The sequence below is a fragment of the Leptolyngbya sp. Cla-17 genome (assembly GCF_016807185.1).
In the GTDB taxonomy this organism is placed as follows: Bacteria; Cyanobacteriota; Cyanobacteriia; order Leptolyngbyales; family Leptolyngbyaceae; genus ULC077BIN1.
On sequence record NZ_JAEVYN010000002.1, the window covers coordinates 2,314,950 to 2,327,932 of the forward strand.

The 12,983-nt window shown below is 48.5% G+C and carries 12 protein-coding genes; all 12 read right to left on the reverse strand.

Annotated elements, in window-relative coordinates; all coding sequences use genetic code 11:
- Positions 1–16: 16 nt before the first annotated feature.
- Genes JOY44_RS21540 through JOY44_RS21595 form a run of 12 tightly spaced genes read right to left on the reverse strand, consistent with a single transcriptional unit; the run spans position 17 to position 12,966 of the window.
- Positions 17–4,024: a putative baseplate assembly protein gene (locus JOY44_RS21540; protein ID WP_171575543.1), complete on the reverse strand. Its 4,008-nt coding sequence runs from the start codon at positions 4,022–4,024 to the stop codon at positions 17–19.
- Positions 4,025–4,038: 14 nt separating this feature from the next.
- Entirely contained in the window at positions 4,039–4,425 is a 387-nt protein-coding gene (locus tag JOY44_RS21545; protein ID WP_171575544.1) for a GPW/gp25 family protein, read from the reverse strand.
- A gap of 3 nt (positions 4,426–4,428) precedes the next feature.
- Entirely contained in the window at positions 4,429–5,013 is a 585-nt protein-coding gene (locus JOY44_RS21550; RefSeq protein ID WP_171575545.1) for a phage baseplate assembly protein V, read from the reverse strand.
- A complete protein-coding gene (locus JOY44_RS21555) occupies positions 5,013–6,095 on the reverse strand; it encodes a phage late control D family protein (RefSeq protein ID WP_171575546.1) in 1,083 nt (360 codons plus the stop codon). Before JOY44_RS21555 ends, JOY44_RS21550 begins: the two co-directional genes overlap by 1 nt.
- 13 nt (positions 6,096–6,108) lie before the next feature.
- Complete coding sequence (locus tag JOY44_RS21560) at positions 6,109–6,831, reverse strand: LysM peptidoglycan-binding domain-containing protein (RefSeq protein ID WP_171575547.1); 723 nt, start codon at positions 6,829–6,831, stop codon at positions 6,109–6,111.
- Positions 6,822–8,513, reverse strand: coding sequence for a hypothetical protein (locus tag JOY44_RS21565; protein WP_171575548.1), 1,692 nt, complete (start codon positions 8,511–8,513; stop codon positions 6,822–6,824). Before JOY44_RS21565 ends, JOY44_RS21560 begins: the two co-directional genes overlap by 10 nt.
- A 5-nt stretch (positions 8,514–8,518) precedes the next feature.
- A complete protein-coding gene (locus tag JOY44_RS21570; protein ID WP_171575549.1) occupies positions 8,519–9,190 on the reverse strand; it encodes a phage tail protein in 672 nt (223 codons plus the stop codon).
- Between the two features lie 19 nt (positions 9,191–9,209).
- Positions 9,210–9,347: a DUF6760 family protein gene (locus JOY44_RS21575; RefSeq protein ID WP_171575550.1), complete on the reverse strand. Its 138-nt coding sequence runs from the start codon at positions 9,345–9,347 to the stop codon at positions 9,210–9,212.
- Between the two features lie 17 nt (positions 9,348–9,364).
- Complete coding sequence (locus JOY44_RS21580; protein ID WP_197985642.1) at positions 9,365–9,742, reverse strand: hypothetical protein; 378 nt, start codon at positions 9,740–9,742, stop codon at positions 9,365–9,367.
- Positions 9,743–9,759: 17 nt separating this feature from the next.
- On the reverse strand, positions 9,760–10,212 hold the full coding sequence (locus tag JOY44_RS21585; protein WP_171575551.1) for a phage tail protein: 453 nt from the start codon (positions 10,210–10,212) through the stop codon (positions 9,760–9,762).
- Positions 10,213–10,249: 37 nt separating this feature from the next.
- Positions 10,250–11,374, reverse strand: a complete 1,125-nt coding sequence (locus tag JOY44_RS21590) for a phage tail sheath family protein (RefSeq protein WP_171575552.1) — start codon at positions 11,372–11,374, stop codon at positions 10,250–10,252.
- Positions 11,374–12,966: a phage tail sheath family protein gene (locus JOY44_RS21595; RefSeq protein ID WP_197985643.1), complete on the reverse strand. Its 1,593-nt coding sequence runs from the start codon at positions 12,964–12,966 to the stop codon at positions 11,374–11,376. Before JOY44_RS21595 ends, JOY44_RS21590 begins: the two co-directional genes overlap by 1 nt.
- Between the last annotated feature and the right edge of the window lie 17 nt (positions 12,967–12,983).

A 12,983-nucleotide genomic window follows, 5' to 3' on the forward strand; every position in this document is an offset into this window, starting at 1 on the left:
AGCTCGGCAGATCAGCCTAAGGCGGCGAACTAATTGTGATCTGGTGCTGACCAGAGTAAATTAAAAAGCGATCGCGATTATCCATAGCAAGATTGGTAATTGCTGGGTCGCTAACAATACTGAGAGACTCTACATGACTCACTCCAGGAATGCGCTCGATTCGGGCATAGAGGTCTGAATCATGCGGATTACGACCAAAAGACCAACCTTGTCCTCTCGTATCTCCAGTCAATGGATGCAGGAAATCTGTAAGAGCAGCTTTAACGGTGGCTTCTAGTGAATTAGCAGCCTGAAATGAAACTGGCGCAACCTGGGCAGTGACGGTAACTTTAACCCAGAACGGCTCAGTCACCTGTAATTTGAGGCTAGGGCTGATGCGATCGCCCAAGTAGCGTTTGACCTGTTCTATCAGTGCCAAGCTAGGAGTGGGCTGTAGGGCTGGGCTATGTGGCACAATTAACACGGTCACGATACCTGCTTGCTTCACTGCTTGCTTCACTGCCTCCGCTACTTCAGGTGGTAACGACTGCCCATCTGCGTTCGGTATCCAGCCCAGCCCTACTGGATCGAACTTAGGAGTAATCACTTTTACCCGAGCAATTTCGCTAGAGGCAGCGTAGGTCAAGTCTTCGATGTCTTGCCAGGTGACGGCGCGATTGCAATGGCGCAGTTGCTTCGGGGCTGATTCTTGCACCTCTGCAATCGATTCTAGATCGGCTCCCCCATTGGCGGGTTCATGGTTCGTCACCCGATTCACATAGGGCACCGTGGTTTTAAGTTCGGTCAGCGTTTCTGCCCCACAATTGCCTTGCTTGCCTCCACCCGACTGGTAGTAAGCCATGCGAATGTTGTTGCGTCCTCTAGGTGGAGCCAACCCCTGCCCTTCGCCGCCAAAGCGGATTTCGCCAGTCATGCGATCGAGGATGTAGTGGCGATCGCGGCTACCAGAAGCGTAAAAATCGCTGACCTCGTGCCAGCGCACCCAAATGTCTTCCGGTTGACCTGAAGCATCAGTAGAAAGGGCGATCGCGTCGTTGCCTTCCAGTTTTTTAATCGCCGTCTGTTCTTCAGCGGAGGGTAGCTCTGGTTCTCGCACGAGCAACTGTTGCCCCGGCAGAACGGGTGTATGCAGCATTCGCAACACCAGGTTCGGATCACCTGTGCCGCTGCCTAAAACTTCATTTCGGTAAGTCGTTGCCTGAATCGCCCAAACCGTATTCGTGAGCACCTGCTGTAAGCGCGGAGGAATCTGAAACCCTTTTTCCAGTAGGCGTAATCGCAGCCAGTAACCCGATCGACCAAACAGCGTTTTCGAGGCAAAATCCGATGGCCCAATAAACTGCACCATGCCACGCTGACTCAAGTTTTGGGTGCCGTCTTGCACACTGAGCGATCGCCAACCCCCAACACCGTAATACTCCCATTTCAGTTTTGCAGGCGTTTCTACAGATTTAGATTTCAGTAACTTACCTGGCTTTGGTGGAGCAACTTGTAAGTAGAGGGCGATCGCTTGGTTGGGGAAGGGGCGATCGAACCTCAGATACAAGCCATCTTCAAAAGTGACGGATTTCAGGCTGGGAGGGAAGTAGCCTGTACTAGAGTTACCGTAGTCCCCTGTGATCAACTTTGCCCTTATCCAATAATTTTCTTTTCCATTTACCTCTACCGGGGCAACTCGAGCTGGCAAGGTAACGGTAACCGAACCATTCAGATCAGGTGAAGTTGACTGCGATATTTTCTCCCAAACAGCTCCATTCCAGGCTTCCCATTGAATTTGAACGTTGTCACGAGGTTGAGGCTCGCTTTGACTAAAGGGATAACTATCACTTCTAGTTAGAGTAATCGTGATAGTAGCTCCAGTGCTAGAGAAAATATTTCGGCTAGCAACATAGAATGTGTCGTTGATTTTTGGTTCTTTTCCAAGGGGGAGGAAGTCTTTGCTCAAATCAATTTTATCGATATTGAAAAAAGCCTGATCAGGAACGAGAGTATCAGCGTCAGGGTGGATAAAAGCCCCGGACGGTAACGCTTTCAGTACTTTTTTAGGCGCAATATCGCTAATCTTGCTGCGGCTGAGAGTAATGGACTTTAAAACGGGGGGAAAGTAGCCTGTATCGGGATCTTGTTCTAGAGTTGTTTCTGTATTTGGAGATGTACCCTCTATCTTTGTTTTAAACTGAGGTTCATTACCGTAGTTTCCTTCTATTAATCTCGCCCTTAGCCAAAAGTTTTCTTCGCCATTGACCTCTACCAAGTTAATCTCCAAAGGTAGTTTGAAGGTGATTGAGATAAAATCTGTTGTGACAGACTTTTCCGAATCAGCTTTCTTTGGATCTGATGTCACGAGTTCTGCAAGATTTTGAACAGGCTCCCAAGATATGCCGGTGCATACCTCCCACTTGATTGAAACTTTTTTGGGCTTAGATTTCTGAGTGCTTTGAGTCAGATTTACGGTAACAGTAGCTGCGGCACTAGAAAGGATTTTTTGGCTAGCAACATAAAAAGTGTCATTAAATCGCGGGGTTTCTCCAAAAGGAAGGAAGTCTTTGCTCAGATCGATTTCATCGGTATTGAAGAAAGCTTGCTCAGGAACGATCTCTCCAGTTTCGGCACGTACCAGGTAAATTTCAGCTAACGATGGCAAATTTCCAGGCGCAATCCCTCGTAGCCATTGAGTTTCTATGCCCTCGATCATTTTTGATTTAGGTGTTTTCCAGTCCTTTGCAGGAGCAGTCGCTGTAAGTTTCAGTCGATTATTATCAGCTTTTGAAGTTAATGTTTGCCAAGTTTCGCCATCCCAATAGCTCCAGTTCCATCCTTGAATCAAGTTGTCTGGATTGGCGATCGCCAACTGAATTTCCTGAGAATCTATCTTAGTAGTCAGTTGATCGGCAGCAATATAGAGGGTGTTGGGTTGCTCAATCTCAAATACCGGAAACTCTCCGGCAACGGCAGTTGCTGTCAAACGGTGATCACAGTATTGCTGACCCTGATGCACGATCGCCGCTTGCAATTGCGATCGCACCACCACCAAATCTTCTTCCGTTTCAAACAAAACTTTTTCGGTTGCACCAGGTTGGGCTACTGCTGCAATCTGAGTATGGGCTGGAACAAGGGCATCGACCGGGCTGTTGTCCACCAGATAAGCCGTCAGCGGCACACGGGCAGGTTGAGGGGGTTGCTGTTGAGCGCCAATTAGGTTGAGAAATGCCAGAAAGTGCTTTTCGGGAACACGGTTGAGGCGATCGGTGACCATCGTAGCCATACGCCCAAAAATGCGAATCAGGGCTCGTCCGGCATCAGCTTTGCCTTCTGGAGGAATCCATTGAAAAGCATGAGTTAAACCTACACTAGACTGAATTTTCTTGAGAAGTTTACTCTTTGTCTGATCATCAATTAATTGATTATTTGATTGGCAATCAAACGAATCTTGCAATTGTTTGCGGAGAAGTGGATCATGTATTAATTCATCAACAATCTGCTTTCCAGCCCAATCGAAAATACGAACGTGATACGAGTCTTGATCTTTTCCAACAATTACTAATCCCCTTCCTTCCTTGGAAAAAGCAAGCTGCCTCAGAAGGTCACCAATCGTTTTTTTATCGATTGGTTGATCCCTAGCCTTACGATCAAACACATTCTTCAAAAGCTTACGCAGGCTCTCATCAGGTGAAAATTTTCCCTTTCCTGCGTCAAAAATTTGTCTTTTATCTTTATCAAAGATACGAATATGGTAAGAATCTTCAATCCTGCCAACAATTACCCAGTTCAACCCTTTAGATATCAAGTTCAACTCTTCAGACCCTTCATTAGGAAGGTCGTTAGCACTACTGAGGGTTCTCAAATCAAGTTTGAGGGATTCCAGAATACTGTCGGAGAGTGGTTCCCAATGGGGAGGTGCTTCCCAAAGAGGAGATCTTAAAACTAGAAATCCATAGCCGGTAAAACATTGGGCTAGCCACTCAGCACTAGCCACCAGTTCTGTATAGGTACGGGGATCAATTTTGGGCGAGGGAAGAGGCATGGAGAATAGAAAAGTTAGGTGACGTAGAACGGATAAACGAGGTTAAAGCGGTTGTTCGTGGTTCGCACTAAGTAACGAATGTCAATTAATAATCGATTGGGTTCATCTACATCGGGAAGTGCCGTTACATCCAATACGTCAATGCGAGGCTCCCATTGAATCAACGACTCCTGCACTGCGCTAATTACCTGACCGATCGCCGCCGCACTGTTGGTAGAAAACACTAGATCATGCAGGCTACAGCCAAAGTCAGGACGCATCAACCGTTCGCCTCTGGCAGTGCTTAGGATCATACGAATCGATTGGCGCACGGCTTCTTCATAACGGCCTAACTGAATTTGTCCATCCCCGTCAAGCGTTACAGGCGAAGTCCAGCCGACTCCTAAAAAGTCGCTATCCATTTCTCACTTCACCTCCATCTGGCTAGCCTTGACATTTACCTCGCTCCCTTGGGCATCTATCTCTACTCCCTTACCCGACAGGGTTAGCTTGCCTTTCGCTTTAATCGTGATCTCACCCTCGGTTTCGATCGTCAGGCTATTGTTTTTACTGGTAATGACAATGCGGTTTTTGCCTGTGCGATCGCGAATCTCAACTTGCTCAGAATCTTTGGTGTCATCCAACACGATCGCGTGACCACTGCGAGACACCAATTGCCGCTGGGTCACTTCGGCTGTGGGAGGGATAGCACTAGCACTCCAGAGGGCACCTAAAACATAGGGTCGCTGAGGATCGCCCTGCTCAAAAGCCACTAACACTTCGTCGTCCACCTGGGGAAGGCAATATAGCCCCTGCTCATTACCCGCAAGGGGAGTCAGCATCCTCACCCAGTCGCTTTCATCGGTCATCGAGAGCAGCGGCAGTTTGATCTTCATGCGACCTAATTTTTGCGGGTCTTGGATGTTAGTGACGATCGCAATCGTGACCCCATAAATGCGATCGTTCGTCTCCACCGGTGTTAATAAACTCGCTAAATCTCCTAATGGCATCAGGTTGCATTCCTTCTCACGCTAAACTCGGTGCGATAGCCTTCCCCAACGGCATAGCGATGGTTGGTAGCTGTCACGTAGTAGTCTCCACTAAAACGCTTCCCCAGCCCCACGATTTCGATAACCCGACCGATTCGCAGAGCTACGTTGCCCTGGCAGGACCCTTCACCTGTGATGTAGTCCAGGGCCATTCGATTAATTTGTCCCTGAGCAATATCTTTGGCTGCTTGAGGAGTAGCTGCTGCCTGGTCAATCACGACATAGGTAGTCTTGCCAAATTCACGGGCGGTGGCACTGATACCACTGGTTTTGCCCATTGCTACTACATCGCTATTGCTGGCTTTCCCCACCACAGTATGCTCTTTTTGCCGAGCATCCCAGCCCCGAACTTCCACTTCATTCACCTGCCCTAAGGTGCTCAAGCGGGGGGAGAATTCCAACAAATCTGTTCGGTTTAGCGTCAGTTCTGCTCCACCATTAGGCTGCAAGGGACGAAAGATTAACATGGTGCCCTCAACTAGAATTTCGTACCCAAGCCGAGAGGCGCGATCGCGAATAAAAGCTAGGTCAGTTTGATTCCTTTGCAACACGTACTCTAACGGTTCTGGAGTACGACTAGCTTGTACCGTTAGTTTGGCAGCACTGGCAACCTGCGCCACAATATCGCTGTCTCGCATTCCAGTGAATGATCGGGTTTTGGTGCCTCGCATCAGGCGATGGCTTAAGTCATGCCCACGCACAATTAATCGAGGAGCCTGGTCAGCAGAAAAATCGGGTTCCAGCCCGGTGATTTCTCCCACCATAACCGCTTTTGTTTGGTTGCCGTAGCCAAACTTGATCTCGACGGTGTTACCTGGTTCAAACTCAGCAGCATCAGACCAGAGTACGGTCTGGTTTTGCAAGTCCCAATTGTCCAGTTCTAGGGTAAACATACCCACTGCATCAATATCCCCGGAGACTTCTACAGCCAACACACTCGCTTCAGCCAAAGGCGAAAGAGGGCGATCGCCAATCAAAATCTCGGCTCTTGGTACTAGTTCATCCCCAGATGGGGCATTTAACGTAGATAGGGGAAATAGCATTGTTCTGGATTTCTTAGCGAGGTAAAGGTGGCACAGTTAGCAAACTGCCAACTGTTAATTGGCGGGGATTTACCAGTCGATTTGCATCAGCAATAATTCGCCACAGAGCCGAATTACCATATTCCTCTTGAGCAATGCTGCTTAAGCTTTCTCCTTGCTTAATGATGCGAATCGGATCATCAATAGGATTGAGCTTTTTCACATTTTGAACAGGGTCTTCATATTCCAGAAACGTGCAACTGAGGTTTGCTCTTACAGGAATCCCTTCTGCTGAAAACCGAGTAAATGTCTTTGTAACGTTTTGCAATACCCCCTGGAACATAACTGTTCCTTTGTATCCCTCCAGCCTGGAGAGAGCTTCGTTTTTACCACCCCAAATTAAACGGCAAATAGGAGGACGGTTTAATTCAGATCTAGGATTAGTTAAGTTAAAAATCTGGTTAACATAATTGCGAACATCAACAGTTTCATATGTATACTTATTGATACCAAAGGACTCTTTATAGAAACGCTCCGTGTCTGAACCTGCCATATCAGTTGGTATACTGGTGTCGAAAAACAGATTCACGCTTAAGGTTGCTGGGCTGGGTTTGCTAAAAGGTTTCTTAATCTTTGCATCAGTAGTCCAACCTGTTTTAGTAATTGTAATTTGGTTGGGATTATACAAGACCTTAATTGCTGTGGAGAAACCGTGATTTTTATCTTCTACCGCAATAACGAGTTTGACTAATGCCATGTCCGTTGTCCTCTACGCTCGCGTTCTACTGTAAGTTTCCGCATCAGTTTTCGTTCCACTTGCTGAGTTAAGTAGCTAACATCTACAGCCGGTGGTTGGGTTGGAGAGACTGTTGAGGTAGATCGTCTCTGATCAGCAGGTTGAGCGTTGACAATAGGCGATCGCTCAGTTGACTGATGCTTAGAAGCGGTCGTCATAGGTGATTCTTGTTTGCTGGAAGGAGTGTAAATCGATGCAGGACGGGCAAACACCAGCGGTTGACCTGGCTGTCTGGGCGTTTGAGATGAAGGCAATGCAGCAGTTGTTTCTGCCTTGATGAGGGGCAGTTCTTCTAAGGGTTGGGATAAAGACTTTGAGGCTGCGATCGCGGTGTTTAAACCTGAACCAGTTGGTGGCGATGTTGCACTTGAAAGCGTTAGCTGGTTGGTTGCTGGCGATCGCATTAGAGGTTTCTGTTCTGGCAGTTGGGATGAAGCTGGCAGCGCAGGTTGATTCTTTGCTTGAACCACCAAGGCTTGCTCTGCTACAGCAGCTATCCCCCTATTGAGTTCTGATTCCATTAAGGGCGATCGCGGTGATGCAGCCACGATCGAAAGCTGGGGATGCGGGGGCGTGGAAGCTGCACCCGCACTTACCCTCGGTAAAGCTGATTCTCTATCCTCAGTTTCTCTATCTTCAATAATCGAAGACTGAAGAGGCGTTGAATTAGATGGGGTTGGCAGCAGGTGTGAGGTAGCAGTTGAAGCGGCAGGATTCACATATTTAGCTTGAACTACCAGTGGCAAAGAGGGGGAAGTTGAATCTGTTGATCCGTTGACAGGCTGCTGAATCACGGTTTGAGTTGAAGTAGTGTGTTCCCGTATCCGTACCGATTCACTAGAACCTTCCTGATTTCGATCAGAAGGATTTTCAGAAACAACGCTTTGTGCTGCTGGAGCAAGCCTTTGTGCTTGCTCTTCTACAGCAGACATTAGAGGTTTCTGTTCTGGCAGTTGGGATGAAGTTGGTAGTGCAGGTTGATTTTTTGCTTGAACCACCAAGGCTTGCTCTTCTACAGAAGATCTTCCCCTATTGAGTTCTGACTCTATTAAGGGCGATTGCGGTGATGCAGCCACGATCGAAAGCTGGGGATGCGGGGGCGTGGAAGCTGCACCCGCACTTACCCTCGGTAAAGCTGATTCTCTATCTTCAATAATCGAAGACTGAAGAGGCGTTGAATTAGATGGGGTTGGCAGCAGGTGTGAGGTAGCAGTTGAAGCGGCAGGATTCACATATTTAGCTTGAACTACCAGTGGCAAAGAGGGGGAAGTTGAATCTGTTGATCCGTTGACAGGCTGCTGAATCACGGTTTGAGTTGAAGTAGTGTGTTCGTGCTCTATACGTACCGATTCACTAGAACCTTCCTGATTTCGATCAGAAGGATTTTCAGAGACAATGCTTTGTGCTGCTGGAGCAACCCAATAAGCATAGACAATGGGTTGCTCTGGCACCTGGAGATCCAATTGTTGATTCCATCGCTGCTGAAACTGATGCAGTAGGCTAAGGCGTTGCTTGAGCTGGCGCGATCGCTCAAAAATTGCCACTGCCAGAGTGTCGGGAATGACACCAGGACAAATTAGGGGGCGCAATAGCCGCTGAGCTAGCTGTGGATTAAGGGCATCTTGCCAAAGGGTTTGAACCATAAGTCTCAGGAATTAATTGCGTTTGTAGCGTTGTTCGTTACGTTACTCAAGCCTGTTGATGCTTGATCCCTCACTACACGTGTGCGCTCACTCACTTCCCTACCAGCGCGAGCGACCGATGCACCGCCAATGCCGCCCACTGCTTGAGAAGCCCCCAAACGACCAATTTGATCAGCTGTGCGAATTCCAGAGAGCCCTTTGCTTGCCATTGGGATTGTGATGCCTCGATGTACCAGTTCAATTTTTTCAACCGCAACGTCTTGGGCACTGCTATTAAATTGAGGTCCCGTCCATTTCACTGGATAAGCATCTTTGAAGTTCCACCACCTTACGGGCAATCGCTGGTGATCGAGCAACATAATCGTGCCGTTGCGTCGGCGGATCATGCCGTGACAAGCATCGTCGTACCAACCCCACAGCGTCCAAACATCAGTTAGTCCCTTACTCAGTACCAGATTAGGATAGGTTGTCCGAGTGGGAAAGTGATGGACATAATCGTTTTGTCCGCCTTCTTCGCAGGATTCGAGTTTAATTTCACTCTCTAGCCCAGAAACCTCCATGAATCCGCCTGTTACTAGCCCATCCAACTCCACCAGAAAGTTGTAAGGCATGTACGGATTTAAACTCGCGCCTAATACATCGGAGGCGATCGCCGATATTCCCGTTAGTCCACGCATGATTTTCTATGCCTCTCATCTATCGTTCATCATTCAACTTCTGGTTAATACGGGCAATTTCGGCTACCCATTGCTGCCGCTCCCAGTGTTCCATTCCCATCACCTGCTCATAGGACCAATGAAAGTGGTAAACCAGATAGGCAATTTCTTCCCGCAATCGATCCGCTGGATAGCCTACGACTCCCCCAAAGGAACGGTCTCCACTTGAAACTCACCCTGACAGTGGGGGCAGGTTACCTGTAGGCGACTGTGACCGTTTTGGTTAATTCGTTGATAAAAGTCTTGCAAGAAAATCAGGTCGCCGGAAAACAAACCTTCAATCAGTTTGGGCGTAATGGGATGCACTGTTCCCAATTGGGTAATCACCCGCGATAGCAGAATGATGACCAGATAACCAGGGTTGGACTGCACTCGCGGATCGCGCATGGGAGCGATCTCATCGTAGGCAGTAGACAGGCGCATTATTCCTTCTCGGTGCAGTGTGCCTTCACTATCGACATAACCCTGCGGTAGCACAAAAGGAAATTCAGTTTGCTGCATTGTCTGTTGCATAATCTCCTGCATGAGCATCACGACCATGTATCAACGGTTAAGCCTTCATGCACCAGTTCCAGGGCTTCGATCGCCACTTCTTCAGACGTGGCATTAAATTCAGGTGCAGTCCAAGTGGTGGGCCAGCAATGGATCAGATTCCAGCGAATTTTTTCCTCCCCAGTATGGTCAAGCATCACAATCGAAATATCCCGACGCATTGCAACTCCTTCGGCGTTGGTTTGCCACCAGTCCCATAGCTCTCGATTATTGGTAGTCCCTCGACGCAGGGTGATATTAGGATAAGTCTTCATGCCTCCAAGCTTTCGCATTGTAGGGGGATCAGTGCCTTCCCGATAATCGTGGGAGCTGCGAGTGGCGGCCAAACCGCTACATTCCCGAAATCCTGCATGGATGATGCCATTCCACTCAACGAAAAAGTTATATCCCATGTATGGATCAGGTTGATGTGGGGCTTTAGCATTGGGCATCTTCGGTCTCCTTAAATTTTGAGATCAGAAAAACTGGTTAAGAGGAAGCAATCGCAACGCCTGTTTCACCATGAATCAGGCGCAGTTGAATAAATTCATTAGGAATTGTTGGGGCAAATTCAATAAATGTTACGATTTCACCGCGATCGCGCACCTGTGGAGGATTTGTCTCTCCATCGCAGCGCACTCTAAAGGCTTCATCGGGCGTTGCACCCTGGAGATGCCCTTGCTGCCATAGAGTTTGCAGATAAGAATTCAACTCTCGTTCGATTCGTACCCATAGGCGGAAGTCATTTGGCTCGAAAGCGACATCTGACAGGTTGAGAGCAATCCAGCGGCGGATGGTGATAGCCAGTCGGCGCACATTCACATAGCGCCATTGAGGATCAGAACTGAGCGTGCGGGCACCCCAAATGCGAACTCCCCGTCCTCGCAAGCTGCGAATGCCATTAATCGGCGTCTCAGACAGTTGGGCTAACTGAGTTTGTTGCTCTCGGGATAAGGCTGCAACATTCAGAACTCCTTCCAAGGCAATATTGGCAGGAGCGCGGGGAGTATTGGCGCGATCGCAGGCTGCATACACTCCTGCTACATGACCACAGGGCGGCACAGCTTCTTTGCCATGGGGAGTTTTGAGCCAGGGACCATAGATGGCTCCGTAGTCATTACCAGGTAGTTTTTTTAACTTGTCTCCATTGGCTTTCAACTTGTCTAAGTCGAACGAGTCGGGCGAATCCAGAATGGCAAAGCGATCGCCCATCTCTGCACAATGCTTCAAGATTTGGGCTTGTCTGTCTTGGTCAGTAATACCCGGCGCACAGATCAGGTCTGCTGTATCCAGAATAGAATCCGCTGTCAGACCATTTTCCAAGGCTTGCGGTGAATCGTCTTCTAGCCAGACCACAATGCAATCCCGACCACCGTTTTCAAAGAAGCCTCGCACGGCATGGGCTAGGTGGTTGTCCAGCATTTGAAAACCAAACTTTTCTTGAAACTGAGGCCAGAGGTGCAAAACCTGAGGCGGATTAACCTTATTTACATATACAAATTTTTGAGGGCCTATCCCTAAAAAAGCAGGTACTCCTGTGAGGGGCAGAACGGGTCTAGGCGGAAATACATCTTGCCAGTAAAGCCCCGGTAGCGAAGAGCGTTCGGTCTGCATTACTTCCCTCCAGACCACTGACTCAACTCAAAGATGACAAATTCGGCAGGCTTCACCACAGCAACCCCAATCTTGACAATTAGTTGCCCCGCATCACGCACTTCTGGTGGATTGGTTTCCGCGTCGCATTGCACAAAGAAGGCTTCTTCCGGTGTTGCACCAAACAAGGCCCCACTGCGCCAAACCATCGTCAAAAATGCCGTGACGCTGCGACGAACTCTAGCCCAGAGTTCAGGACTATTTGGCTCAAAGACAACCCATTGAGTACCTTCGTCGATCGACTCTCGTAGGAAGTTGAACAACCGCCGAATGTTGACGTACTTAAACTCACCGTTTGCGTCTCCACCCCAGGTACGAGCACCCCAGACCGTAATATTGCCATTGAGATTGCGAATACAGTTTACCCCTTGAGGATTTAGCCCCTCCTGCTTAGCGCGGGTGAGAGCAGTCTCTAAGCCAATGGCTCCTAGAATAGCTTCATTGGCAGGAGCTTTGTGAACACCTCGTTGAGCATCTACTCGGGCATAGACTCCAGCAATATGACCACTAGGCGGAACGTACTTCTTCTGATTCGTAGCAGGGTCAAGGACTTGAATCCAGGGGTAGTAGAGCGCAGCGTAATTAGATCGCCCTGGCATCTTGTTTCCACCAGGGTTTAGAGTGGTGACTGTTGCATCATGGGGGGCATCGAGGATGGCAACGCGATCGCCTAACTCCTGACAATGACTGGAAAGGTTCTCCAATACGGCTTTGTCGGTAGAACCAGGGGCTGCCACAATCGCAATTTCATCAATAGCGGCGAAGTCTTCTAATGCTCCGCTGATGTCGGTTTCCCTGCTGATGTCGGGTTCCTTAGCAACCCAGGTCACAAAGCAGCGGGTGCCACCATTACGGAAAAAACCATAAACTGCATGGGCCAGGTTGGATTGCCCTACAACCTTTGAAAAATCACCAAAATACTTTTTGAACTCAGTAAAGTTGGTACAGAGTTGCACCTCTCCAGCAGCAGATACCGGGTAATAATCGACTGTAACTTGTGCATTAGGTGCAGGAGCCGGATTAAGTGTGATCGTGGAAACTTTCTGCTGTGTATCATCCTTAACTGTGGCAGTAGGCTGATTGGTTACTCCCTTTACGTTAACAACTACATCTTTTGAATCAACTGGGTATCGGCTGAGAGTAAATTCTTCCGTTGTTCCATCTACCTTACCAACAACTTCGCCAACCACCTTTTGTAACCGATAACGAGAATTCACGGCAGATGAAGTAGGGCTAGATGAAGTAGGGCTAGATGAAGTAGGGCTAGATGGAGTAGGGCTAGATGGAGTAGGGCTAGATGGAGTAGGGCTAGATGGAGTAGGGCTAGATGGAGTAGGGCTAGATGAAGTAGGGCTAGATGAAGTAGGGCTAGATGAAGTAGGGCTAGATGGAGTAGGGCTAGATGGAGGATTCTCTGAGGAATTCCTATCACTTGAATCTTCAGAGCTAATAATGCCGATAAAGCCTGCGGTGCTGGTGCCAACGCCCGCAATTGAGACAGCGCCAGACGATACTTCTTTGACGTAGATACCAGGGGAAAGATAAGTAGTCATTGTGGGTAATTCCTTAA